This is a genomic window from Paenibacillus sp. BIHB 4019 (assembly GCF_002741035.1).
GTDB lineage: Bacteria > Bacillota > Bacilli > Paenibacillales > Paenibacillaceae > Pristimantibacillus.
Map to the genome: position 1 here is coordinate 6307889 of NZ_CP016808.1, position 26027 is coordinate 6333915.

A 26027-nucleotide genomic window follows, 5' to 3' on the forward strand; every position below is an offset into this window, starting at 1 on the left:
ATCGGGCCGCCACAAAATCACTATCCCATAAATGTGGGTAATCAGGAGAGCTGGAATGAACAAGCAAAGAGAAAGTGTACGGAAACAGCTCGCCAAATTAGAGGAGGCTAACCTCCGCTCCAGCGAATATAGGGAGAGGCTTCTTGCAGAGCTGCGAACGACGATGCCTTTTGCAGCTGCGTGCTGTACGCTGGTCGATCCGCATACGATGCTGTCTACTGGCGCAGTTACAGAGGAAGGCGTAGAGGCCATTCATCATTTATTGTTTGAATATGAATATTTGAGGGAGGATTTTAACTCGTATGAGGAGCTTGCCAAGCTTGCGGAGCCCGTTGCTACATTAAGTGGTGCAACCGAAGGCGACTTAAGCCGCAGCCTCAAGTTTATGAAGGTGCTTCAGCCTGCCGGCTTTGGAGATGAGCTGCGTGCAGCATTGATAGTGGATGGGGCTTGCTGGGGGTATTTGACGTTATTTCGGCTGCTCCATGAGCCGTTTTTTCAAGAAGAGGAACGCTTGTATATCGCTTCCTTAGTGCCAAGCATGGCCCGCACCTTGAAAAAAGCGAGCTTGCTGCTGCCTGACAGCGAGGGCGCCGCCTTTCTAGACGATCCTGGCATTCTGATTCTGTCGGAGCAGCTGCTGCTTCTATCGAGCAATGATGCTGCAAACAGCTGGCTGTCGCTGCTCCGCGATTGGGAGTTCATCGACGAGCAGACACTGCCGAGGCCAATCCGTGCCGTATGCTCGCGTGCTTTGGCTGCAAGCACCAAGGATAGGGAGCCACAGACCGACGCAAAAGTATGCATCCGCATTCCTGATGGTCCCTACTTATCACTGCGAGCAAGCATGCTCCAAGCCGCGGATCACTCGGTTCAGCTTGCGGTATGGTTCGAGCTTGCGAAGCCTGGCGATATTTTGCCAATCATCGCGGAAGCTTATGCGCTGACTTCGCGCGAGAAGCAGCTGGTCGAACGGTTATGGCGCGGCCTTTCTACGAAGGAACTGGCCAGCTCCCTGCATATTTCCTCGTATACGGTGCAGGATCATCTCAAATCTATTTTTGCGAAAACGGAAGTGTCCAGCCGCAGAGAACTGATCTGGAAGCTTTTCTCCCGTTACAATCTCCCTGCGAACGAATAACGAATCGATAATCCATTCATAAAGCAGCTATTTGCCTATGTTTCAGTTGTCTGCCTCTGAATGCCAAGAGGAGTAGGCAGCCGATCGAGGCTGTAGCTGTTTTTTTCATTTTGATAGACTGTTAGTTTTTGATCACCTGCCTTCTCAGCCCAGTTTTTCAGCTGTTCCCGCTCGCCCTGATAATCATAAAAAGGGATGCTGAATCCGCACGCCGTCGTCACCTTATGAATATCTAGCACAATAATTTGCCTAGCACCTGGCAGCAGCTCAAACCTCCCAATCAGCTCATTCCAGCGCTCGGTTCCTGGCAATACAACTTTCCCTGTGCCGAAAAGCCGCATAATAACGGGCTTCCCCTCCATTGCTACAAACATAATCGTCATCCTGCCATTTTCCAGCACATGCGCACTCGTTTCATTGCCGCTCCCCGTTAAATCGAGATAAGCGACCTCCTGGTTCGACAATATGCGAAACGTATCGTAGCCTTTCGGAGATATATTAACATGCCCTTCCGCCGCCAGCGGAGCCGATCCTACAAAAAACATATGCTGCCGCCCGATAAACTCCTCGTGCTCTGTCCATAATTTCTCAAACGCTTTACCCATTAATTTCAGCTCCCCCTTGTGCAGCTTTCTGACCAAATCATAAATGCCGACTGGATATGTAAGCTTATTATCTTATTATATATCGTTTTTTCTTCTTCTATATTCTACTTCTGTATCCCTTTCCTCATCGCCTGTTCCACTGTATAGTATACAGGGAGAGCTTGTCCATTTTGTTGCACCCATACGCTGCAGCACACTATAGAAGGAGAGAAAACAATGACTACCACCACCCTTACCTTGCTTGATGCTTTGAAACAAAGACGCGCAGTACGCAATTATTTGCCGCAGGAAGTTGAGGAAGAAAAAATCGCCGCTTTGCTGGAAGCTGCAACGCTCGCCCCTAACGACCGCCTGCGGGAGCCTTGGCATTTTTATGTCGTTCGCGGCGAAGCGAAGCAACGTTATGAGCAATTGGCGCGGACCTATCTGGAGGAGCGTTTTCCAACCAAGCCGCATTTAGTAAAAGAATCGATTAAAGTGCTGGAAACGACGCCCCTTGCCATTGTTGTAACGGCCGATATTATTGAAGGGGACGAAGCTTCCTCCAAGGACAACGAATATGCCGCAGCCTGCGCCATTCACTCGATGTGGCTGGCTGCCGAAACGCTGGGACTTGGACTTGTATGGCGTACACGCGGCATCGGCCTCGTCCATGACGAGCGGATGTTTGCCTTTATTGGATCGCCGGAGGGCAAAAAAATAATCGGCACCCTATTCATCGGATACCCGCAAGGGGAAGTGCCTGCTACTGCTCGCAAGCCTTATACAGAGAAAACAACCTGGCTGTAACGCTTAATTTTGCGCAGCTTCTATTTTCATGCAACCTGCTAAAGATTGCTTCGTATGATAAGGGATGAGTTCCTTATGGTAGGAGGTGCGCAGATTTTATGAATACTTTCGGAAGAGGCTGTCTGTATATTATTTTCGGCTTCGTACTGTTGTTTATTTTCGCTTTTGTTGCTGGCAGAACCATTCACATTCCGTGGTTTATAACGATTCCGCTGATTGTGCTTGCTTTCTGGGCAGCCTCCCAGCGTAAAAAATAGCTGCCTTGCCCTTATATAATCGTCACGGTGCGTGTGCTCGGCTCCCATTCTATTTTTTTATTCAGGGAAGCAGCCAGCGCACGCATCGTTACATACCCCGTTCCTCCATCCAGCAGCGACTCCAGCTCCTTGCCATTCACCGTTACTTTTGAACCCGTCCAGCCAATTTTTCCGCCGAGGCGGCTGCCGAGCGCTCTCGCTGGCACCCATACGGTGCCATCACGCTCATAACCGATCACCTCCACCATCCCTCCTTGCAAAATCGGAACTGTCTTCGCGCCCTTAAATACCGTTGTTTTTACAGCCGCTGCAGCCTCGTTATCATACTGCCGAAGCCCATTGCTGTTTATGATGGCGATCAGCTTCGCTGCATACGCCGGATCGGTTGCATAGCCGCAGGCCAACAGCATTTGCGCCTGTTCCTCTGGCGTCTTCGCAAGCCTCACCCGATCATACCGCGCTTTCATAAACAGCAGGTCCTGATCCTTCATAAAATGATAGACACTGCTGTATGCGCGAAAAGCCGCACTCGTATTTATATTTCGGCCATCGACATGCTCCCATGTTCCTTTGATGACCGCTTGGCCCTGCCAATAGGCATTGGGCGAAGCTCCCAAGGCTTTAATGCCTCCTAAATTGTACCAGGAATGAATGACACCTCCGGTTTCCAAAATATACTGCGCCAGTCGTACAGATGGCAGCATCGGTGAGCCCTCGCGCCGTACTTGTATGACAGCAGGCACCAATGCCGCAATAAATTGCTGTCTTGTCATAGCCGCCATTGCTCTCTCCCCCTTCTTTTTCGCAAGTTGTTTAATCGTCAAGTTGTCCATCTATTATGGCTTATGCAGCAAACCTGTTTTGCGGCACGGCCACCGCACACCCTCCCACGCTCATTGTATAAAGCGAAGCCTCCTCGATGAGTATCGCTCGGTTATTGCCGCACATTTTGCATGCTTCTAGTCATACGCCGTTTTTACTGTCCATTAGGTCATTGTCCATGAATCTGAGGTCCATCGTGAATACAATATAGTCAAGCGCGTATCCGCTAACGATTTCTCCATATGCAAATGACGAGAAAGGAAGGAAACAAGTGGCCAAATCACTTAAGCGCAAGCGACATCAAACGTCCGCCAAACGCAAGCAGCATAGTTCTTCCACAAAATCGCTGCTGGCCAAACGCCGTAAACGCAAAGCTATCAAACCGCGGGCCAAGCGGCGGGCCGAACGCAGAAAGAAAAACAACGGCGGCCTTCGAAAAACAAAAAATCGCGCCTCCTCCAGCCTATCGCAGCACGTCAAACAGACCCGCCAAGCAGAAGATCACTCACCTGCTGAAGAGGTAATTGATCCGCAGCCTTGGACCGCACAGGGCATAAATCTTGTCGGCTTTATTCATGCGGAAATGGGCATTGGCGAATCGGCCAGACTTGCGGCAAGAGCGATTGAGCGAGCCGAAATTCCTTTTGGCATTTTAAACTTCCCGCTTCAAGTCGCTACCCGGATGTCGGATATGAGCTGGGAGCATAAAAAAACAGAAGACCGCTCCTATAACACGAACCTGTTTCATATGAATGCGGATTATATGGCGCCGGCTATGGACCATTTTGGACGCAGCCTGTTCCACAACCGCTACAATATTGGCTACTGGCACTGGGAGCTCCCTGATTTTCCGGAAGAGTTCGTTCCAGCGTTCGAACTGGTGCAGGAGGTGTGGGTATCCAGCCGCTTCGTGCTTGATTCGGTCGTGCAGAAATCACCTGTTCCTGTCGTCATCATCCCTCATGGCGTGGAGGTTGAGACTTCTCCTGAGGTTACAAGGGAATCACTTGGACTGCCAACCGATCGCTTCCTATTCACGATGATGTACGATGTACAAAGCTATACGCATCGCAAAAATCCGCAAGCTGTCATAGAAGCGTTCCGGCTCGCTTTTCCGAAAAATGATCCAACGGTCGGACTCGTACTCAAGGTCAACAATACGAATTTCCGCCCGGAGGATATAGAACCGCTGCATCAGCTCGCTGCCGAGCACGGCAATATTTTTATTATTGATCGTATTTTCTCCCGCCTGGAAGTCAACTCGCTGCTGAGTGTCACGGATTGTTTCGTCTCGCTGCATCGCGCTGAAGGCTTTGGACTGGGCCTCGCAGAAGCGATGTATTTGGGGAAACCGGTCATTGGCACGAACTGGTCCGGCAATACCGACTTTATGAACGAAACCAATTCCTGTCCCGTCAATTACGAGCTGGTGCAAGTCGGCACCGATTGGGGACCGTATCAGGGATATCAGACTTGGGCTGAACCCGATGTGCATCATGCCGCCTTTTATATGCAAAAACTCATTCAAGAGCCAGAGTGGCGCGAAGCCATTGCAGCACAAGGGCAGCATACGATTCATACGTCCTTTTCGCCGCAGGTGGTTGGCGGCATGATCCGCGCACGCCTGACCGAGCTTACGCTTCTCTAACTTTAAAATCAGACGAAACACGGACTGCCTCTGGCGTAAATGCCGGGGCAGTTTGCTTTTTCCAGCTTCTGCTCAGCTCTCCACCACGCATGCTTAGCCATTACATAATAGAAACGTAAAAACACCCTCTAGTCGGAAAATCAGACAACGATAAAGCCGCCGTCCGATTTTCCGTCTAGAGGATATTAGCCAAAAAGTACTCTAAGCTTATGCTGTTCCCCGCAGACGTGGTCATCCTACATGCAGCCTAACCTAATTCCGTCCGCCAATAGCTTAGCAAATCCTGCATCGTCTGCTCAAAAGGAATTTCCGGACGCCAGCCCGTACGATGATGAAATTTAGAATAATCGCCGACTAGCTCGGGCACATCCGCAGGCCGCAGCCGCGCCGGGTCTTCCTGAATCGAAATGGTGCTGCTGCTAAGGCTGACCAGCGTCTGCAGCATCTCGCCAATCGCCCGCGAGCTTCCCGATGCAATATTGTACACTTCTCCTGGCTCGCATTTTTCAATAGCCAAGTGGTACGCTCTCACAACATCTCGCACATCGGTAAAGTCGCGTTTTGCCTCCAAATTGCCGACATATAGGACGGGCGGCTTTAGTCCCCGCTCGATTTCGACGATTTGCTTCGCAAAGTTGGAGGTTACGAATTGCTCGCCGCGCCGTGGTCCCGTATGGTTGAAAGTACGCATGCATACAATATGCATCCCATAGCTGCGATAATATTGGTAGCCTAAATAATTTTGCGTAATTTTGCTCACAGCATAGGGACTGAGAGGACGCAGCGGCGTTGTTTCCTTAATCGGAATATCCTGCGTGTCTACCTGGCCATATTCCTCACTAGAGCAGGCGAGCAGCAGCTTGCAATTGATTCCTGCCTTTCGTACTGCTTCCAGCAAATGAATTTGCCCGGCAATATTGTTATAGATCGTCGCAAGCGGCGACTCCCAAGACTTTGGCACGAAGCTTTGCGCTGCCAGATGAAAAATCATGTCCGGCCTAACGTCCGCTATCATTTTTTCCACATCGGCTTCATTAGTCAGCTCGCATTCATAAAGCCTCACAGCGGGCAGCAAATGAGCGATGTGCTTAATGCTGCTAGTCTTTCTTACGGTGCCGGACACTTCCATTTGATGCGCCAGCAAATACTCTGCCAAATGGCTTCCGGCAAAGCCGGTTATGCCTGTAATCAATGCTTTCACGGCATGCCTCCCTCTCGCTCAGCATCCATCGCGGCTATCGCTTGTTTAACCGCCTGCTCCTGTGTTTTATGACAAATCAGCAGTCCTTCGTCCGTCGATACAATGATCAGATTATCAACGCCAATGACTAGTACCCGCTGCCCCTCCGCGTAAACGATGCTATTGCTCGTGCTGGTCGGGTAAATTTCTCCAAGCAAAATATTCCCATTGGCGTCCGACCCAAAAATGCGCTCAAGCGATGTCCACACGCCAACATCATCCCATGTAAAAGCAATCGGCAGCGTATACAGTCGTTCCAGCTTTTCTATCAGTGCATAATCAATAGAAAGCTTCGGCAGCTGCACATAAGCTTTTGCGAGCTGCTCCCCTTCAAGTTCAAAAACACGCCACATATCTGGCTGGTAAAGCTGCATGTAACCTGCAATAGTCGACGGCTTCCATATAAAAATGCCGCTGTTCCAGTACATATTCGGTATCGTGATCAGTTCCTCCGCCCGCAAGAGCGTCGGCTTCTCGATAAAAGCTTTCACCGTCTTAATGCCTGGCCCATATTTGCCATCTTCATGCTCACCCGCTTCAATATAGCCGTATCCCGTCTCTGCCCTTGTTGGCACAATCCCCATCGTTACGACAACGCCTTCATCCCGAGCTGCCTGTTCCGCTGCCCGCAGCGCCTCCATCAGTTCGGCAGCATCTGGAATGTATTGATCCGAAGGAGCCGTTACAATGACTTCATTTAATCCCTGTTTCTGAAAAAAACTCGCCGTCAGCGCAATGCAAGGCGCTGTATCCCGCTGCTCCGGCTCAATAATGAGCTGATCCTCGCTAAGCTGCGGCAGCTGCTCCCGAACAAACGGCAAATAATTGCGGCTTACTGCTACATAAACATCCTCCTCCGGCAAGCAGCTGCGAAAACGGCTGTACGTTTCCTGCAGCATGGTTGCCTCGCCGGATGTTAAGGAAAGGAACTGCTTCGGCTTTGCCGTCGTGCTTCTCGGCCAAAAGCGCGTCCCTTTCCCCCCTGCCATAATGACCGCCTTCATGCCGGTTCACCCCAAAATAAATGGCTTTCTATTATACATGTGCGTGTAGCCAATGTGCAGCTCCTTCCTACCATAGCCGGTGCCGAAAGTATAGTATCGTCTCTTCAACATCGTATGCTTTGCTAGAGCTTTCATAGTGGACGAATTGCCTGCCCTTGCCGCAAATCGGGCATTTATCGCCGCCTTTATTGCATTTGCCAGAAGAAGACTGAGGAAATCGCTTGAGTCAAACTTTAGATTCTATCATTTTGTAAAATATACGATTATCCTTGGACAAATACCGTTGCTATTACGCTCTATCAACATATGATGTGGTATATGATTGAAAGGAGATGAATCAATTATGGGTGAAACTGGATTAACTGGCTTAACTGGCCTTACAGGACTTACTGGTGCGACTGGACCTACTGGACCAACAGGACCTACCGGCCCTACTGGTGCAACTGGTCTAACAGGCGCAACTGGACCTGCTGGACCTGGTTCTGCTGCTGTAGGTATTCAAGGTGCTGTTCCAACTGCTATCACTGCTGCCGACACAGCTGTCACTGCTGCTACTCTAATTGTTCCGGTAACGGCCACTTCCAACCAGGTGATTATTGAAGGTACCGTTAATGTATCTATTAACTTTACTGCTCTTCTAGTTGTAGCGCTTAACCCGACAATTACAGTAGACCTGCTGCAAGATGGCGTCACTGTAGCTACAGTATCAAGCTCCGACTTGCTTGCAATCACTCTGCTTGGATTGTTCGCTATGGATAGAGTAATTCCGATCACTTACTTCAACGGCGGTCTGGCTGCTGGCAGTCACACGTACGAACTGCAAGTTACCGTATCGGGCATTGTTATCGCACTAGGTACTACAGCTGACATCACTTACTCGTCGCTTACTGCTACAATTGGCACTATCCCTTCCTAAGCTGCTGCGTCCATTACAGAAAAACAACCGTCCCTCACGGGACGGTTTACATAAAATCGCTTTAAGAAAAAGCTTACGGTTGAGATTCGTTTCACCGGCTTAATTATGAGGAGAAAAAGTTTGATTAGCGCTGCTGCCACCGATTTAAGCCTGCAACGGCGCCTCCCCTTTGATGATTGCATTAGCCATATGGCCGAAATCAAGCGCCGCCCTTCCCATTTCTGCTGCTATCGCATCCGCAAGAATTACAGCCGCAATGCCTGCTGACACTAACGCCAGATCAAAGTTTTGCCCTCTGATCTCCCCCATCACCCGGTCCACATCATGGATTCCTTGAACCTGCGCAACAGCTCCTGCAACCGCCACGCCGCTCTTAGCGAGCACTTCGGCGAGCGGCTGCGCCAAATTTCCAACAACAAGCACTCTTCGTCCTTTCATCAGACGGGACAAATGACCGTCCTGATACAAACGATAATTGACGAGCGAATCTGTCAGCACTTTACTGCGAAAGTCAATGCCATACGATTGAAAAACGTCCGTGGCCAGCCGTTGGTAGTTCGGCTGCCGCAGCTTTGGAATACCTACAATGTCAGCCCGCTTTACCGCTGCCAGCAAGCGGTCGCGTGCAGCAATGTCCGGCACCTTCACTCCGGCATACTCTAAAAACCCGCCCTCCTGGCGAATCTGTTCAGTCGGCAGCACACTTTCCTGTGCCAGCGTCAACAGCTCGCCATCACCAAGACGCACGACAGATAGCGGCTTGCGCTGCTCCAGCGCTTCCAGCAATCGCCCTGCCACCTGCTCAGCAGTCAAAAGATGGACGACGCGTTCTCCTAGCGCAGCGATGCCCGAGGCGATTATCTGTGCTACGGATGTATCTGGAAGCACATGAGTTTCCGGCAGCTGCTCGTCGATGATGGCATCGCCGCCCTCGTAGCGTCCGATTTTCAGCCCTTTCTCGTAGCCGGCCTTCTCAGCGAGCTCCCAGCCATGCAGGTGGTCTGTCTTTTCTTCCTCTGCCTGCTTGCTTCCATCTTCATAGCCTTTGCTGTAGCCTTCCTGATGACCGGTTTGATAACCATCCTGATAGGGTGACTTAGCCGCCTGCGGCTTGTCGGGCTTTGCCGAGCGATTTTTCCTCTTTGAAACGGCACGCCTCTTCCGCCGCTTAATCGGAATGCTGGAGGCTTTGCGCCTTCTCGCTGTTTTCATGCTGAACACCTCCTGCTTTGGTGCAAAATTTGGATCTGGTCAAGGTGAAACGGTTGTCGTCGTCCTCTGGCGGCGCAGCGCGTTTCATTCCGAGAAATATAGAGAAAGGATTGCGTACGGGTATCCTTTCTCTATATTTTAAATAAACTGCTGCGGATCCACGCCCCATTTGTCTGAAAACAGCTTCCGATTGCGGGCAAGCAGACGCTCTACCGCATCCTGGCCCTCCTGTTTAAAGCTTGCACTGCCATGATGATAAACGAATGTATCCTTAACCATCAGCAGTCGATAACCTGCTTGCCGCGCACGATAGCAATAGTCATCATCCTCATAATGACCTGGGGAGAAACGCTCATCCAGCAGACCAATTCGGTCCATCAGCTCCCGTGAAAACAACAGGCAAAAGCCAACCAATCGGTTGACCTCCTCATAATTGCCTGCCGCCTCTGCGCCAAGCCGCTCTGCCATCTCCGTATAATTGCCGCGCATTTCGATTTGCTGCCTGCCGCTTACAAAGTTGGACATCGGCCCCGTGATGCCAATCTGCTTACTGCTTAATAGAGCTTGCCTCAGCTTCCCAAGCCAGCCAGGCGCCACTAGCACGTCATTGTTCAGCAGCAGCAGTTGCTCCCCGCGGGCCAGACGCAGCCCCCAATTGCAGGCGGCAGGAAAGCCCTGATTGCCCGGCAAGCCGACAAATGTAATGTGCTGCTCACGTAAAAATTCGATTGTGCCATCCGTTGAGCCATTATCCACAACGATCAGCTCATAAGCTTCCGGTGTACTGCTGCGAATGGAATAAATCGCTTCCTGCAGCAGCGGCAAGCGGTTATAGGTTGGAATAATAATACTGGTCAGCATCTATTCCCCTCCTCCGCGGGCACTTTTGCGATCCCTTACTCCGTCCGTATATTGCAGGCGGGCATTTCCCGCTTTCATCATCCACGCCAGTGCTTCCAGATGGTCGCCTACAATAAGCCTCGCTACCTGGTTGCCCATGCCTACATTTCCCGGACGCAGCCGATTATGTCGAATGACATCCACCATTCTCGCTGTACCTACCTTGAGGCCATATCGGAGCGCAATCGCCTGCGCCTTCGGCGGAACGGCCAGATGCGCTGCTCCAATCGCCTCAATCGCTTTGCGGGAGAGCGCATGCGGAACGGCAGTCAAGGAATTAACCGTAAGATCGGACCGATTCACCGAGCGGTTAATGAATTCCTTCAGCATCATAACTTCATCTCTTCCTGAAAAATTCCCCATATAAGAAGATAAATTATTGAGCACCATATCCGTCCCTCCAGCGACTGCTTCAATAAAAGGAAGCAATTGCTCCGCAGCAACCGGAATATCCGCATCGACGAACATTACGATATCCGAAACCGTTGTTCTTGCGCCCACCGCCCGTCCCACATCATGACCGAGCGCTCCGGCGTAATGAATGAGTACAGCTTTGCCGCTCTCCCGGACTTTGCTCGCCGTCATGTCGGTCGAGCCGTTCACGACGACGACGATTTCATGTAGAGGAAGCCTCTCCAATTGCCGAATCATGGAAGTCATAGATTCCTCTTCATTCATCGCCATCACGACCGCCGCCACCGTCCGATTAGTCGGCAGCAGCACCCAATTTGGCGCCGGGCTTCCCGTAGCGGCAAAATATCCCTCTATGAAGGCCTTCATACAGGCCAAATATGCTGATTTAGAAGCTGCCCCGTTCGCCGCAAGGCGGTAGCTATGCCATAACCGCTGCAGATGCTGCAGCTCATCGGCTGGCTCAGGCTCCTGTCTCGTCGTTAAGCCCGCTGCGAGCCCGCCGTTTCGCGCTTTTGCACACAGCCCTCGAATGATCGCAGGCTGCAGCGCCCCCCCGCGCTGCGCCTGACCCCTGCGCTGTCTGCGCCAGCGTACCGCCGGACGTCTGGCCGTGCGGCGGCGAATGCCGCCTTGTGAGCTGCGCGGGGTTCTTCTTCCCGCACGGCCGCTTTTTCTACTGCGGCTTCTCAACCTATTCCACCTCGCATCCATTCGGATATATTCGTTTATGTTGTCATTGTATGTGAGGGAAAAGCGCGCGCAACGGCGGCTGTACGTCTATAAAGAGGAGAAATGTGCGCTTTGACTTGGCGCAACTGCCCTATCCTATCTGGCAAGCTGCACATAGGATAGTGTAGTTATGCTTCTATTTTGCAAGGCAGGAGGATGTTATGGACTGGACGTTTCACAACCCGAAATTTATTGCAGATGCAGCACCTGAGCTTCCCGCAAGCTTTATTGCAGGCGGAGCTTGGTCCGGGCATCGAAAATTTGCTTATGATCTTGTCCGTTTTGCTCGCCCAAGCCTAATTGTGGAGCTAGGTACGCTGTACGGCACATCCTATTTCAGCTTTTGCCAAGCAATTAAGGATGCTCAGTTGAAAAGCGCATGTTATGCGGTGGATACATGGATGGGCGATGCCCATACCGGGGCTTACGGTACGCTTGATGATTCGATGTATGCTGCGGTCAATGCTGTAAGCGCTCGTGAATTTCCCGGCATCGGGACACCGCTGCGCGGTACCTTTGACCAGGCGCTGGCTGCCTTTCCCGACGGTTCCATTCAGCTATTGCATATTGACGGCTATCATGTGTACGAAGCCGTTCTTCACGATTACACGACTTGGCTTCCGAAGCTTGCGGAGGGCGGCATCATTTTATTTCATGACACCGTTGTTCGGCTCGCGGATTTTGGAGTTTACCAGCTTTGGGCAGAGCTTTCGGCAATGCCTCATTTGCATTTCGAGCATTCCAACGGTTTAGGCGTTCTGTTCCCTAAAGGCTGCCCAGCCAGCTTCCAGCCGATCATTGGGCGGCAGCAGGAGCTTGCCGATCATTACGGTTAGAGATGGAAGCATATTTTGCAATTCTAGCATTATGCAGCGAGCAGAACGATACGATACGCCAATCGCGCTGCATAATCAGGATTGAAGGAGGCGATCCCTATCTATACTATCCCTCAGCAGTTTTATGAAAAAACGAGAGATTGGGCGCAGCAAGCGGCTGTCCCTCCCGATCTGCTTTCCTATTATTATCAGGTCATTTACCCGGCTGAAATGCTCACGCTTCCTTCGGGCAAAGGCATCGACCAGCCCCGCTGGGTGACGGCTTCTGCCTTTGACGAAGCTTTTGTAGCGGCCATCCCTGGCGGACGGCTGGTGACGAGCAATGCTTATGTTGTTACGCCGGACAATAAGCGGCTGCGTGATGTCGAGCTTGACTGTCCGCTCATTGATTTCTCGGAACTGCCAGAGCCTCAGCATTTCAAGGGAACGGTCGCCACGCTCATTTGGGGCTGGAACATGCCGCATATTAAGGCGTGTACGCAAAACATTTTTGGACACTGGTTTTTCGACCTGCTGCCTAGGCTCCATTTGCTGGAGAAAAGCGGCATTCCAATTGACAAATATGTCATTGGCAAGCTGTTTCACCCCTTTCATTATGAATCGCTCGCCATGCTCGGCATTCCGCTCCATAAGTGCATTCAGGTCGAGGATGCAGACTTCCATCTGCTTGCCGACCGCCTAATCGTGCCGGCGGTGCCGCTGATGGTCGGCAAATGTCCGCCGTGGGCATCGCATTTCATGACCAAGCGGCTTAAAGCTGACCGGCATGTGAAAACCAAAAAAGGCTTTGAGCGTCTTTATATTACCCGCAAGGATGCCGCGGCCCGCTTCGTCGCCAACGAGGACGAGGTTCTCCGTTTTCTCAAAGGCAAGGGCTTCAGGGAAATCGTCCTCACTCCCCTCTCTACCGCAGAGAAAATCGCAATTTTCTCGTCAGCGCAGCATATTGTGGCCCCCTTCGGGAGCGGCAGCATCAACATCGCTTTTTGCGAGCCGGGCGCAGCTCTTTTTGAGCTTGCTCCTTCCACCTTCGTTGACCCTTATTTCTGGAAGCTGTGCGCGCATGCTGGCGTAGACTATTATGAAATCGTATGCGAGGTGGAGCAGCCGCCCAAGCCCTTCGTTGGAACAGACAATATTGTCGTTAATATCAATAAGCTTGAACATGTGCTGAAGCTCGCAGGCATTTAGACCCGCTGCGGGCCTGGACATTGCTCCTGCTGCGAATAACTGCCCTCATGACAACATATATTGAATTCGCAAGCGCAACATTTTTCATATTTCATGGAGCAACGGCTGGCATCCTCCCTGTTAGGCAGGAGACAGCATCGTCGCCAGCAGGAGGTTTGTAACAATGCGGATTCTTGTATGGTCTGTCCATTTTTCCATCGGCGGTGGCATGAGGCTGCTCCATAATTTGATTTCGGCTATGGCCAGGCAGCCGGACGTCGAGCAGATCAGGCTCGTCCTCTCACCCGATTCCCTCATACGCAACGTTGCGGAACTGCGTGCATTAGGCAAGGTTGAGATGGTATCCACCCAGTACAGCATCGATTCCGACCAAAATTCCTATTTGCTCGCCGGTATCGACGTCGTCTATTACTACTGGCCGCACACCCACCCCTATCACGCTCTTGACCGTCCGACCGTCTGCACCTTTCACGATACGACGATGTTCGATTATGTGCCGCCATTTATGGATGGGGAGCAGCTTAAGGGCCACTGGATTTTATCGAAAAAATGGCTGGACCACGTCACGTCCGTCGTCGTTTCTTCGGAGCATGTGAAAAATCGCCTCATTGCCCATTTCGGCCCCCGCAATCAATCGGCAACTGTTGTGCCCCATGCCATTACACCGATTGCTGCACAATATGCTAGCCAGGTCTCTCCAGCCACCGCTGCACGCATTCCGTCCAAATACATCATTTACCCATCCAATACGTCACCGCATAAAAACCATAACAATCTGCTCGAAGCCTTGTCCCACTGGAAGGGGCACACGAAATGTCCGCTAGTGCTCACCGGCTATTTAACTGAAACGCTGCGGCAGCCGTTTCCGGATTGCACACCGCAGCACAGCTGGATTCCAACGCTCATTTCCACCATTCGCCGAACAGGCCTTGTCGTCAATCGTGATCTTTACCCGCTCGGCTTTATAGGGGATGAGGATATTCCCGCGCTCATTAAAAATGCCTGGGCGCTCATTATGCCCAGCCTATCAGAAGGTGGGGGGAGCTATCCTGTCGAAGAAGCGCTTCGCCTCGGTACTCCGGTGCTCTGCTCGGACATTCCGGTCATGCGCGAGCATCTGGCTCGGCATAGTGCCAAAATCGCCTGGTTCAACCCCCATAGCCCCGATTCCATCGTTCAAGCGCTTGAAGATTTGACTGCGAATTATGATGAATACAAAAATGCCGCTGTAGCGGGCATTCATGATCCAGCTGAAAGCTGGGATGATGTGGCAAAGCGTTATTTGAACGTTTTTCGCGATACGTATTGGCGGTATTATGGCAAGCAGCTGCGCTAATCGGCAGCTGCTTGCACCTCATCAATGACGTTTGCATAATCTCCTGCGACATCCAGCCATCTCCTGTTCAACGCGCCGCTAAGTGCGGCCTGTTGATCTGGGACAACCTCTTCTCCCTCCCGTGACAGACGTGCAATAGCGTCCGCCATCTCCTGGATATTATGCGGATGGAAGGTTGCGAAGCAGCTCATGTCGCCAATCACCTCCTGCACCACTTCCAGTCTTCCGAAGGCGACTGGCGTATTCATCAGCAGCGACTCGAGTATAGGAAAAGGGCAGCTTCCCTCGAAGAGCGTCGGGACGATTGTGCCTGCGGCATAGCGGTATAGGGAAGGCAAATCTGCCGAAGCTATGCGCCCCATAAACACGATTGAGCCCCGAATAACGGGATCGGCAATTTCGTTGAGCGCTGCCAAAATTTCCTGCTGCCGCGGACGGTTTCCAAGATCATCTGTAAAAACAAGCTTCATGCCTGTTGCTCTTCCTGCTTCCGTCTGCTTGAACAGCGAAAAGGCTTTGATGAGGCCTTCATGATTTTTATGCAGCCTTACTACCGACGGGAAGGTCAAATATGGACCATCCAGCTTGTAGGCATGGCGGAACTTCTCCTCGCTATGCGTTTGAAAAATCGCATATTCCTCATGCGGCGCTGCAAAGCGCACGACAGCCGTCTTATGGACAGCCAGCTTAAGAAACTCCAACCCCTCATGATTGCGCGTAAACTCCGAAGCGAAGACTACCTTCGCCGCTTTTTCCGTCACCTTTTGCGCTACAGAATGGATATATTGGTAATGCTGGGTATACGCGCTGTACAGCTCAGGCAAATGCAAGTATACGAGATCATGCAGACAAACCATATAAGGTTTTTCCAAATACTGCGCGAGCGCCATCCCTACGTACGGCACAATCCATATATCCGCAGGCACGCTGCGATTCACCGTATCCATGCTGTCTGTACGGTGCAGCCTCAAGCGATTGCCATAAACCGCGAGCAGCGGGGCATAAACAGCCGCAGCCTCGGCGTAATTTGCTTCTGTTGTCGCCACATGAAGTGTGAAATCATGCTCCAGCGCCAGTAAACCTTCCGACAAACGAACGATGAAACGGCCAATGCCTTCGCCATCCATCGCAATTTGCACCCCAAAGCAAAGGAACATGCCGATTTGACGGCTGTTTACACGGGCTGCACTTGCTGCAAGCGGAGGCAAATAAGCCGTTTTAATGAGCAGGCCGAACTCCTCCGACATGACAAGGCTCGCTATCCATGCGCGCCGCAGCAATCCTTGCTTCAAGGCCGTCGTGTATCGTCCTACTTTATTGCTATCCGGCGCCCGATTGAGCATTTGCACGTGAATGCCATGAATAAAATCCAAATCCGCAGCGGGGAACAAATGCTGAATCAGATGGGCCGTCGTATTCGCTTCTCCAGATGGCACTCGGGAAAAAATAGCTTCCGCCTCTGCACTCTGAAGAAGTGCCGCAGCAATAACCGCCCGTGGCGTACCATGGACCAAATGGCTGAGATGGCCGTTGAAGCCTTCGATATCCGGTTCGCGCTGGAGTACCTGACGATACAGCTCCCATATAAAATCTTCGTTCCCCAGCCGGAATACCCGGCGCAGCAGCTCTACAATTGGTGCCCCTGCGGGCAATCCGTGCCGGAAGGCCGCATTATTCGCTTTTAGTTGCTCCGTATCTATTGGTGCTGGAGGCGGCTCGACCGGTGCCGGCGGCTCGACCGCAAGCTGGATCTGTTCGATTGCCTTCTGCCTATTCCTGCTTTTTTTCGAGCCGCGCAGTTTCCTGCCGCCACGCTTGCCTTTGCGTCTTCCTGTCCTTGCTACTTTTCCAACTCGCGCCTGCTTGCCGCGTTTTCTTCGCGATATGCGGCTATGCGAGCCGCGCTTCGCTGATCCTTGTTTACGAGCTCTTTTGCGTTTCATACCACGCCTCCAATCGCTCTGCCTTCTCCATAGCGTATTGTCCCGCTGATAAATAGCAACGGCACATGCCCCCGCCTGCTAGGGATTTCAACTATATTTGAAAAAATGGACGACTGCCCGGCTGCAAGTGAAGCAATTTTCTGGCCTTTGAATATGATGGGAGTAGCTGCATCACCCCCTCATTTTATAGTTGAAGGAGCCTATCCGGCATGAATGCTGTTTCAGCGAATCCTTATCGTACCGTTGTTGTTGGAGCCGGCGGACATGCCAAAGTCGTCGTTGATATTTTTCGGACCAGCGAGACCTATGAGGTTATTGGCTGCATCGGCCGCGAGCAAGGCGGGCAGGTCTTGAATGTCCCTGTGCTTGGCGATGATGCCCTGCTCCCTCTGCTGCTGGAGCAGGGCGTACGCCATGCTTTTATCGCGATCGGCGATAATGCGGCGCGGCTGCGGCTCGCCCTCCACGTGCAAAGCCTCGGCTTTGAGCTGATTAATGCCATAAGCCCGTTAGCTTATATCGCTCCCAGCGCCACGCTTGGCTATGGCATTGCGGTTATGCCGGGAGGCATCATTCAGCCGGATGCCCGAATTGGCTCCCTCACTATTATTAACACGGCTGCAACAGTTGACCATGATTGCATCATTGGCGAGGCTTGCCACCTGGCACCTGGCACCACGCTGTCTGGCGGCGTAACCGTCGGCGACGGTTCTTTTCTTGGAACAGGCACCGTTGTCATCGATGGCATTCGCATTGGGGCAGGCTGTATGATTGGTGCCGGTGCCGCCGTCATTCGGAATATTCCGGACCACACGCTTGCCGTCGGCGTTCCCGCCACAGTGAAGCGTCTTTTGAACCAAGAGCGAACGTAACACGGAGGAGGCATAATGTTGGGCGACAAATTTTATCCGGTTGCCGTTCCGATTTTTAATGGAAATGAGAAAAAATACGTGATGGATTGCCTGGATTCCACCTGGATTTCCTCAACAGGCAAATATATTCATACGTTCGAGGAAGCTTTCGCCAACTATTGCGGGACAAAATTCGCTGTCTCCTGCAGCAATGGCACAACCGCTCTGCATTTGGCGCTGCTGGCTCACGGGGTAGGCCCGGGAGATGAGATCATCGTCCCGACGCTGACGTTTATCGCTACAGCCAATGCCGTCACGTATTGCGGAGCCACTCCCGTCTTCATTGACAGCGAGTCGGATACGTGGAATATGGACCCGGAGCTGTTGGAGGGACTTATTACTCCGAAGACGAAGGGCATTATTCCCGTCCATCTATACGGGCATCCTGCCAATATGGATGCTATTTCGGCAGTTGCGGAGCGGCATGGATTGTTTGTGCTGGAGGACGCTGCGGAAGCGCCCGGCGCAGAATACAAGGGCAAGCGGACCGGCTCGCTTGGCCATACGGGAACGTTCAGCCTTTTCGGCAATAAAATCATTACAACTGGCGAAGGCGGCATGGTTACGACCAATGACGAGCAGCTTGCCCGCAAAATGCAGCTTTTGCGCGGACAGGGCATCGATCCCGCCCGCAAATATTGGTTTCCCGTCATCGGCTACAACTACCGCCTGACGAACTTGCAAGCGGCGGTCGGCTGCGCGCAAATGGAAAACATCGACTGGCATGTCGGCGAGCGCATACGCGTCGCCTCGCTTTATCGCAAGCAGCTCGAAGGAAACAGCGCCTTCACGCTGCCTACCGAGCAGCCATGGGCGAAAAACGTTTATTGGATGTTCAGCATCCTGCTAAATGGCTATAACGAAGAGCAGCGTGGCGCTTTCATGGAACGCCTGAAAGAACGCGGCATTGAAACGCGGCCGTTCTTTTATCCGATGCATGTACTCCCGCCGTATCAAGGCATGCAGCGCAACGAGGAATTCCCCGTCGCAAACCGCATTGCCGCGCAAGGACTGAATGTGCCGACCTACGGCGGCTTGAATGAACAGGACATCGCCTACATTTGCGATTGCCTGCGGGAAAGCCTGTTATAAAGCGGCTAATTGGATCCAAAACAATAAGCTTCCAGCTCCACGCTATTGGTGGGGACGGAAGCTTATTCGGGCTGATAGGTGTGGGGCTGCCTTTCTATACTACAGCGGCTTGTTTACTTGAGTTGAGGCTCTAAACAAATAAACATGATGCTACTGCTTTAAACCCAGCCTCCCATAACTTTATTAGCAGATTAGATATTACCAATACATAGTTGCTGTCATTCACTTCTTCAACTGGTTCGATCTCAAGATAGTCTACTCGGAAGAGTATTCCCCGTCTCCTTTTAAAGCACGCTCCCAACCGTACTCAACATCCCAAACAGGATGGAAATAGTCAGAATAATACGTTCCCTCGGCCTCATTCTTCAAACGATCCGCCAGTTCCTTCTTACCCGCTTCGGATTTGCTAAAGAAATCCTTATGATGCTGTGACGGACTTGAAGGTATAGAATCAGGACTTTCATGAAGTTTAACATTTCCTCCATGACCTGCGGGAACAAGATTGTCACCCATTTTCTTATTCACCAAAGCATTCTGAAGCTTCTTCCAGCCTGTAGCTGCTGCACACAAAACAAGCGGACAGGCGATCTTTCCGCCCATCCGCTTGCTTTTTGCATTATGCTTTTTGCTTTTATTCCATATCCAAACTCACATCATAACCCAGCTTGCGCAAATCCGCTACGCGCTGCGTCTCCTCCAAGTCGGCGGCGACCATATCCTTGACGAGATCAGCAAGGCTGCTGGCTGGCGTCCAGCCGAGCTTCGCCTGCGCTTTTCCCGGATCGCCAAGCAATAGCTCCACCTCGGTCGGGCGGTAATATCGCGGGTTAACCTGGACGACCAGTTGGCCAACTGGAAGCTGGTATTCAGGACGCTTGCAGCTGACCACATGGCCCAGCTCATCCGCTCCCTCGCCCGTAAAAGCAACCTCGATGCCTGCCTCGGCAAAAGCAAGCCGCACAAACTCACGCACTTCGGTTGTCTGCCCCGTGGCAATAACATAATCCTCCGGCCCGTCTTGCTGCAGAATGCGCCACATCGCTTCTACATAATCTCTCGCATGGCCCCAGTCACGCTGGGCCGACAAGTTGCCCAGCTCCAGCGTCTGCTGGAGGCCAGAGGCGATGCGGGCAACCGCGCGCGTTATTTTTCGCGTGACGAACGTTTCTCCGCGCACCGGGCTTTCATGGTTGAACAAGATGCCGTTACAGGCATACATGCCGTATGCTTCCCGGTAATTGACCGTAATCCAATAGCCATACAGCTTGGCGACCGCGTAAGGGCTGCGGGGGTAAAACGGTGTCGTCTCGCTTTGTGGAACCGCCTGCACAAGTCCGTACAGCTCTGACGTGGACGCCTGATAAATTTTCGTTTTATGGGTCAGACCAAGAAGCCTTATGGCTTCGAGCAGGCGCAAAGTACCGATGCCATCGGCATTTGCCGTATATTCCGGCATGTCGAAGCTGACATGCACATGGCTCATCGCCGCCAAATTATAAATTTCATCCGGCTGAATGTCCTGTACCAGCCGTACCAAGTTTGTCGAATCCGTCAAATCGCCATAATGCAAATGCAACCGCTGCTGTGCGCGGTTCGCTTGCTCCACAATACGGTCGATCCGCCCTGTATTCGCCAGCGAGCTGCGCCGTCTCAAACCGTGAACAATGTAACCTTTAGCTAGCAGCAGTTCGGTTAAATACATGCCGTCTTGTCCTGTCACACCTGTAATGAAGGCGACCTTATTCATGGCTCCCTCCGCATTCTCTCATATTTGGATAATGGCTATCCTATTCCACTATCTTATGAATAAAGGAGGAAGGTCGGCATCAGGCAAAACACCATTTTTCACAGAAAAGTATATTAACCATACAAAGGCGCGACGCCTTCGCAAAATGCGAAGGCGTCGCGCCTTGTTTACTTCTCTGTATTTTGAGTTATCCTGCTTTAATGATTTGCACGCCCCACGGTGCAAGCGTAAGCTGCTCGCCGCTGCCGACCGGACGGCCCTCAAGCAATTCATGTCCCGCTGCATGCGGATATACGAAGGATACCGGCTCAGCAGAGTAGTTGAAATAGTAGCGCAGCTGCGCTCCCTGCCCATTAACTCCATGCTTTACAATGATCGGGAAGCTGACCTGCTGATCTTCCCCCCATAGTCCCGCCTCTTGAACGGTGCCCTTCAGCACCTCATGGGCAGAAGCTCCATCCGTCAGGCAGCCCATGTACGTTGCCGTACCTTTGCCATAACGGTTGCGGGTAATGGCCGCATATTCGCCCCACTGCGGATGGTCATAATGCGCCAGCACCTCAACTTCGCCGGTAAGCGGCGTCAGCAGCTCCATCCAGCTCGTAACCGTTCCTGGCGCTGCATCCAGCCCCGCGCCTTTCAGCCCGACATTTTTCGGATCGATAAACAGGCTGTAGCCGACGCCGCACGCTTTTCCAATAATGCCCGGCTGCTGCGAGGTACGAACTTTAATCCGCTCGTCGGCAAAGCCGCTTTTGAACGAATATACCGCATGCCCGCCCTGCTCGACAAAAGCATTTAGCCGCTCAAGCGTCGCATCCGGCACGGCGTACAAAGCCGGAACAATGACAACCTTGTAATCACCCAGCTTCTCGCATGCTGGCGTAATAAAATCGCAGCCGATGTTCATTTTGTACAGCTCGTCATACAGCCAGCGCACAATATCATTGTACAATTTGCCATCCGGCAGCTTGAACCACTCCATCGCTGTTAGCGCTTCATTGCTCACCATAACGGCAACGTTGTTTTGCTTGCGCAAATGCACCAGTTCATCGCTCAGGCGGGCAAAATCCCGGCCGATCGTCCCTGCTTCGTTATAAACCGGATTAGGCAGAAAATCGTGGCTGAGCAGCCCTTTCCAATACGTCTCAAACGAATTATGGATCGAGTGCCAGTGCCAATAAGCAACCATATCAGCGCCAGATGCCACATGGCTGAACGCCTGCAGCCGCAGCTGCCCCGGATATGGCGTCCAGTTCGGGAATGCCTGCGCCTGAGTTTCCAGCACCAAATAGTTGCTGCCCTTCAGCGAACGCGTCATGTCGCCGCCGAATGAAATTTCAATGCCCGTCAGTTCATCCTGTGACGGATGATAGATGTCTACGCCAGCAATATCGAATGGCACCGCCGCTTCGAAATGGTTGACCGAAGGCTGTACGCCAAAGGAATAACCGCGCCATTCAAAATCGAAGTTTTGCGTCACGAACTGCCCTGGCTGCTTGTATTCATTAACAAGACCTACCTGCCATGCCAGAAACTCATTAACCAGCCCGCGTTGGAATTTGGCAAATTCTGCGCCTAAGCTGCCATTGATTGTTCCGACAACGGACGGAAAGTCCTCCCAGCTGTTAATGCGGTTGCTCCAATAATCGAGGCCGAATAGCTCATTGACGCGCTCCAGCGTCTCGTAAGTATCACGCATATATTTAACGAAGCGCAGCTGGACATTCGGCCCAGCCGTGCCGTAGTGTTTTGTCTCATTGTCCGTCTGATAGCCGATAACCGCCGGATGCTTGCTGACGCGCTCGATCAGCTTGCGAATGATCCGCTCAGCGTGGAACAAATACACCGGATGCGTAATGTCCATAATTTGGCGTGCGCCGTATTTGCCAGGTCCGGCTGCGGTTACAGCAAGCACATCCGGGTGCTCCTTGACCATCCAGGTCGGTATCGCATAGGTTGGCGTTCCTACGATAACATGGATACCTGCTTCATGCATCGCATCCAGCACGCGGTCTACCGAGCTGAAATCAAATACGCCATTTTGCGGCTCATGCGTGCTCCAAGTAGATTCGGCAATACGGACTACGTTAATGCCCGCTTCCTTCATCATGCGGATATCTTCATTCAGCCTCTCGTAAGGCATATATTCATCATAATAAGCAACGCCGTATAATAATTTATCCATTAGCCCTTCACTGCTCCCTCTGTAATGCCCTCCATAATAAAGCGTTGGAAGAAGGCGTAAATAATAATAACCGGAATCGCCGTCAATACAAGCGAAGCAAGGATGAGTGTCCATTCCTTGTTATATTCGCCAAACAATGTGTTCGTGGACAAAATAAGCGTATAATGATCCGAATCCGTCAGCATCAGCATCGGCAGCAGGAAGTCATTCCAGATCCATAGGAAATCGAGAATGGCAATCGTCACCGTAATCGGCAGCAGCAGCGGAAAAATAATCCGGAAAAACGTCTGGAACTCGCCGCAGCCGTCCATATGAGCCGCTTCCTCCAGCTCGCGCGGAATCGATTTTACGAAACCATGATACAGAAATACGGCCATATTGACGCCTAGTCCAATGTAGATGAGTGCCAAGCCATAAGTACTGCCCTGTACGGACAAGCCGTTCGCCATCCGGGTAAGCGGAATCATAATCGAGTGAAAGGGCACGAGCATTGAAGCAACGAATAGGAAAAAGATGGCCGCGCTTGCCTTGCCTGGTGTCCTAGACAGCTTATAGCCCGCTAGCGCGGCGCAGAACACGATGCCGCCAATGCCCAGCACCGATACGATTACCGAATTCAGCGTGCTGTTAAGCATATTGATTTTGTGAAAAGCCTGCACGTAGTTGTCAAAGGTCGGCGCAGACGGCAAGGCCACGAACGATTGAAACATTTCTCCTTGCGTTTTAAACGAGTTGGCAATGGCCATATAAATCGGGAAGAAGGAAATGGCGGCGCCGATCGTAAGAAACAGCGTAATAAATAACGAGCTTGCGCTTCTGTTTCTCATGCCTCCACCTCTTTTCTTTTCATGACTGCAATCTGAATGAGTGTGAAAATCAAGACGATAATGAATAAAATAACCGATTTCGCGCTGGCATAGCCGTAGCGGAAGTTGTTCGAAAAGGCCTCTTCATAAATATTCATCGTTATAACCTGTGTCGACCGGCCCGGACCTCCGCCCGTAAAGCCATACACGACCTCGAACACTTTAAAAGCGCCGTTCAGCGTCAAGAAGAAGCAAATCGTAATCGCATGTGTAATCATCGGCAGCGTAACCTTCATAAAGCGCTGCAGCGGATTCGCTCCATCGATAATAGCCGCTTCCATCAAGCTTTGCGGTACCCCTTGCAAGCCGGCCAAATAAATAATCATCATGTAGCCGACGCCATTCCAGAGCGAGATAACCAAAATCGCATAGAAGGAAAATTTCGGATCGCCCACCCAGGATTGATCCAGGAAGGTGAACATTGTTTTTTCCGCTAGCTGCGGCAGCACTTGTGTAAACACGAATGTCCACATAAAAGCGCTAATAATAATACTGATCATGTTAGGCATGAAAAATATCGTGCGGAAAAATCCTTTGCTTTTGCTCCGCGATTCAATGAGAACGGCAAGCAGCAGTGCGATTACATTTTGCAGCACAAGCATATACAGCACATATTTTAATGTGAACAGCAGCGAGTGGACAAAATCCGGGTCGTCCTTCAGCGCCTCCACAAAATTGTCGAGACCAATAAATTGATAGTTAGTGTTCAGTCCATTCCAGTCTGTAAAGCTGTAATACATACCGCCGATAGTCGGAATCAGCAGAAAAATGGCGTACAAAATAAATGCAGGCGCGACGAAGGCCAGCAGCGATACATATCTTTTTAAAACACCCTTCATTGGCACGGTTGCTCACCCCTCCTAAGATGATGATGGGAAGGCTCTGCAGGGTGGGACGCCTCTCGCTTTATCCCGCCCTGCTCGCCATTCCTTCTTTATTTATTTATTGACTTTGTTAAACGATTTCCATGCCTTGTCGAGTGCCGCTATAACACCATCCTGCGACAGTTGTCCAGCGTAATACGATTGCAGCGCTTTGCCTGACTCGTCCTTAACCGCTTGCGGGATGGAAGGATCCAAATAAGATTTGCCTTCTTTAACGTAAGTCATGGCATCTTCTACCCAAGGATAAGTGGTGAACGAATGATTTTTGGCAACCGGATTAAATTTGAGCTCTTCATAAAAAGCATTAGAGTCTTTGTCATCCAGCACGTAGTTGACGAAGTCCAGTGCCACTTCCTTGTTCGCACTGTTTTTTGATACAACGAGTGAAGTAGATGTACTCAGGTTGATCATCGTTGCATTAGGATCATCATTAATCGGCAGTGGAGCTACGCCAAAATCCATATCGGCATTTGCTTTTAGAATCGACTCTGCAAACCATGGCCCTTGAATCCACATAGCCGCTTTGCCTGTAGCAAATGCTGCTGATCCATCGTCGCCGCCTACCTCCATCGCTTTATCCGTACCATTCTGGTTCACCAGATCGATAACTTCGAACATCGCTTTCATTTCGTTGAAGGAGCCTTCGTCCTTGTTCATTCTTTCCACAAAATCTTTATCTGTCGTATTCGAGATGGCGCCTACTGCCAGCGGCAGGAACAGCTGCGGAATCCATGATTCCTTGTAGGACAGCAGGAATGGCGTTATTTTATTTTCCTTCAGCTTCGCGATAACCGCTTTCATTTCTGTCAAAGTAGTTGGCGGCGTCAAGCCGAGGTCTTTGAAAATCTTTTTGTTATATACGTATCCCCATGACAGCGTTTCCATAGGTACGGCAACGATTTTACCGTCTGTTGTCGTAACGGAAGGCTTCACGCTGTCGAGTAGCTTGTCGACAAATGGCTGTCCCGACAAATCCTCCAAATAGCCTGCTTTGTAAAACGAAGGAATTTCATTGATCGCATGAACAGCGAATACGTCCGGGGCATCATTGGAAGCCAGTCTTGTTTTCAAAATTTGCGGAGCCGTGTCCGCTGTCGGCATTTCAAGTTGAACCTGAACATCAATGTTTTTCTCTGCTTTTTCCTTCGCTACAAATTGTGCAATGTATTTATCGTAGCTTTCTTTGAGCCTTGGCTGAGCGATAAACATTTTGAGCTTGACCGTTTTCGCGCCGCCTTCGCCTGTTTCTTTGCCATTATTGGTTGCTGTACCGCTGTTCGAGCCGCAGCCTGCCAGCAGTGTTGTAATTAGTGCTGCGCTTAGCGCTGATTTCCAAAGCTTCTTTTTCATCTGTAA

The 26027-nt window shown here is 51.4% G+C and carries 24 protein-coding genes; 10 read left to right on the plus strand and 14 right to left on the minus strand.

All coding sequences use genetic code 11. The annotated features are described in order from the left end of the window. Positions 1-55 precede the first annotated feature (55 nt). Positions 56-1141 (plus strand): helix-turn-helix transcriptional regulator, encoded by a 1086-nt coding sequence (locus BBD42_RS27390; RefSeq protein WP_099520738.1) that lies wholly within the window; start codon positions 56-58, stop codon positions 1139-1141. 35 nt (positions 1142-1176) lie between these two features. On the opposite strand, the gene BBD42_RS27395 is transcribed toward BBD42_RS27390, so the two are convergent. Then, positions 1177-1746, minus strand: coding sequence for a pyridoxamine 5'-phosphate oxidase family protein (locus tag BBD42_RS27395; RefSeq protein WP_099520739.1), 570 nt, complete (start codon positions 1744-1746; stop codon positions 1177-1179). Positions 1747-1962: 216 nt separating this feature from the next. Here BBD42_RS27395 and BBD42_RS27400 point away from each other — a divergent pair, with 216 nt between their 5' ends. Continuing rightward, complete coding sequence (locus BBD42_RS27400; protein ID WP_099520740.1) at positions 1963-2535, plus strand: nitroreductase family protein; 573 nt, start codon at positions 1963-1965, stop codon at positions 2533-2535. 98 nt (positions 2536-2633) lie between these two features. Further along, on the plus strand, positions 2634-2792 hold the full coding sequence (locus tag BBD42_RS31915; protein WP_172455654.1) for a hypothetical protein: 159 nt from the start codon (positions 2634-2636) through the stop codon (positions 2790-2792). 11 nt (positions 2793-2803) lie between these two features. Here the strand turns inward: BBD42_RS31915 and BBD42_RS27405 are convergent, their stop codons facing one another. Next, a complete protein-coding gene (locus BBD42_RS27405) occupies positions 2804-3574 on the minus strand; it encodes a glucosaminidase domain-containing protein (protein ID WP_099520741.1) in 771 nt (256 codons plus the stop codon). A 311-nt stretch (positions 3575-3885) separates the two neighbouring features. Here BBD42_RS27405 and BBD42_RS27410 point away from each other — a divergent pair, with 311 nt between their 5' ends. Further along, entirely contained in the window at positions 3886-5262 is a 1377-nt protein-coding gene (locus BBD42_RS27410) for a glycosyltransferase family 4 protein (RefSeq protein ID WP_237163247.1), read from the plus strand. 247 nt (positions 5263-5509) lie between these two features. On the opposite strand, the gene BBD42_RS27415 is transcribed toward BBD42_RS27410, so the two are convergent. Together BBD42_RS27415 and BBD42_RS27420 are read right to left on the minus strand one after the other, a co-directional pair. Continuing rightward, the gene (locus BBD42_RS27415; RefSeq protein ID WP_099520742.1) at positions 5510-6463 is read right to left on the minus strand and encodes a GDP-mannose 4,6-dehydratase; all 954 of its coding nucleotides are present in this window, start codon (positions 6461-6463) and stop codon (positions 5510-5512) included. Then, complete coding sequence (locus tag BBD42_RS27420) at positions 6460-7506, minus strand: mannose-1-phosphate guanylyltransferase (protein ID WP_099520743.1); 1047 nt, start codon at positions 7504-7506, stop codon at positions 6460-6462. The genes BBD42_RS27415 and BBD42_RS27420 overlap by 4 nt, the downstream gene beginning before the upstream one ends. A 343-nt stretch (positions 7507-7849) precedes the next feature. Here BBD42_RS27420 and BBD42_RS32015 point away from each other — a divergent pair, with 343 nt between their 5' ends. After that, a complete protein-coding gene (locus BBD42_RS32015; RefSeq protein WP_099520744.1) occupies positions 7850-8422 on the plus strand; it encodes a hypothetical protein in 573 nt (190 codons plus the stop codon). Positions 8423-8566: 144 nt separating this feature from the next. Here the strand turns inward: BBD42_RS32015 and BBD42_RS27430 are convergent, their stop codons facing one another. The 3 genes from BBD42_RS27430 to BBD42_RS27440 all read right to left on the minus strand — a co-directional run bounded on the left by BBD42_RS27430 (position 8567) and on the right by BBD42_RS27440 (position 11638). After that, positions 8567-9634: a GT-D fold domain-containing protein gene (locus BBD42_RS27430; protein ID WP_099520745.1), complete on the minus strand. Its 1068-nt coding sequence runs from the start codon at positions 9632-9634 to the stop codon at positions 8567-8569. Positions 9635-9772: 138 nt separating this feature from the next. Next, positions 9773-10495: a glycosyltransferase family 2 protein gene (locus BBD42_RS27435; RefSeq protein ID WP_099520746.1), complete on the minus strand. Its 723-nt coding sequence runs from the start codon at positions 10493-10495 to the stop codon at positions 9773-9775. After that, positions 10496-11638: a glycosyltransferase gene (locus tag BBD42_RS27440; RefSeq protein WP_172455655.1), complete on the minus strand. Its 1143-nt coding sequence runs from the start codon at positions 11636-11638 to the stop codon at positions 10496-10498. 200 nt (positions 11639-11838) lie between these two features. Here BBD42_RS27440 and BBD42_RS27445 point away from each other — a divergent pair, with 200 nt between their 5' ends. The 3 genes from BBD42_RS27445 to BBD42_RS27455 all read left to right on the plus strand — a co-directional run bounded on the left by BBD42_RS27445 (position 11839) and on the right by BBD42_RS27455 (position 15040). Then, entirely contained in the window at positions 11839-12513 is a 675-nt protein-coding gene (locus tag BBD42_RS27445; RefSeq protein WP_099520748.1) for a class I SAM-dependent methyltransferase, read from the plus strand. Between the two features lie 81 nt (positions 12514-12594). Continuing rightward, on the plus strand, positions 12595-13704 hold the full coding sequence (locus BBD42_RS27450; RefSeq protein WP_348272576.1) for a glycosyltransferase family 61 protein: 1110 nt from the start codon (positions 12595-12597) through the stop codon (positions 13702-13704). 163 nt (positions 13705-13867) lie between these two features. Further along, on the plus strand, positions 13868-15040 hold the full coding sequence (locus BBD42_RS27455) for a glycosyltransferase family 4 protein (RefSeq protein ID WP_099520749.1): 1173 nt from the start codon (positions 13868-13870) through the stop codon (positions 15038-15040). On the opposite strand, the gene BBD42_RS27460 is transcribed toward BBD42_RS27455, so the two are convergent. Next, positions 15037-16983: a DUF4214 domain-containing protein gene (locus BBD42_RS27460; RefSeq protein WP_099520750.1), complete on the minus strand. Its 1947-nt coding sequence runs from the start codon at positions 16981-16983 to the stop codon at positions 15037-15039. The two genes, BBD42_RS27455 and BBD42_RS27460, sit on opposite strands and share 4 nt — an antisense overlap. 209 nt (positions 16984-17192) lie before the next feature. Here BBD42_RS27460 and BBD42_RS27465 point away from each other — a divergent pair, with 209 nt between their 5' ends. Further along, positions 17193-17855, plus strand: coding sequence for an acetyltransferase (locus BBD42_RS27465; RefSeq protein ID WP_099520751.1), 663 nt, complete (start codon positions 17193-17195; stop codon positions 17853-17855). A 15-nt stretch (positions 17856-17870) separates the two neighbouring features. Beyond that, a complete protein-coding gene (locus BBD42_RS27470; protein WP_099520752.1) occupies positions 17871-18986 on the plus strand; it encodes a DegT/DnrJ/EryC1/StrS family aminotransferase in 1116 nt (371 codons plus the stop codon). Between the two features lie 255 nt (positions 18987-19241). Here the strand turns inward: BBD42_RS27470 and BBD42_RS27475 are convergent, their stop codons facing one another. The 6 genes from BBD42_RS27475 to BBD42_RS27500 all read right to left on the minus strand — a co-directional run bounded on the left by BBD42_RS27475 (position 19242) and on the right by BBD42_RS27500 (position 26021). Next, positions 19242-19586 carry a hypothetical protein gene (locus BBD42_RS27475; RefSeq protein WP_099520753.1) on the minus strand — a complete coding sequence of 115 codons (345 nt, stop codon included), beginning with the start codon at positions 19584-19586 and terminating at the stop codon, positions 19242-19244. 31 nt (positions 19587-19617) lie between these two features. Continuing rightward, positions 19618-20733 carry a GDP-mannose 4,6-dehydratase gene (gene gmd / locus BBD42_RS27480; RefSeq protein ID WP_099520754.1) on the minus strand — a complete coding sequence of 372 codons (1116 nt, stop codon included), beginning with the start codon at positions 20731-20733 and terminating at the stop codon, positions 19618-19620. 187 nt (positions 20734-20920) lie between these two features. Continuing rightward, on the minus strand, positions 20921-22921 hold the full coding sequence (locus BBD42_RS27485; RefSeq protein ID WP_099520755.1) for a beta-galactosidase: 2001 nt from the start codon (positions 22919-22921) through the stop codon (positions 20921-20923). Continuing rightward, entirely contained in the window at positions 22921-23748 is an 828-nt protein-coding gene (locus BBD42_RS27490; protein ID WP_099520756.1) for a carbohydrate ABC transporter permease, read from the minus strand. The genes BBD42_RS27485 and BBD42_RS27490 overlap by 1 nt, the downstream gene beginning before the upstream one ends. Beyond that, positions 23745-24626, minus strand: coding sequence for a carbohydrate ABC transporter permease (locus BBD42_RS27495; protein ID WP_430154609.1), 882 nt, complete (start codon positions 24624-24626; stop codon positions 23745-23747). Before BBD42_RS27495 ends, BBD42_RS27490 begins: the two co-directional genes overlap by 4 nt. 99 nt (positions 24627-24725) lie before the next feature. Further along, complete coding sequence (locus tag BBD42_RS27500; RefSeq protein ID WP_099520758.1) at positions 24726-26021, minus strand: ABC transporter substrate-binding protein; 1296 nt, start codon at positions 26019-26021, stop codon at positions 24726-24728. Between the last annotated feature and the right edge of the window lie 6 nt (positions 26022-26027).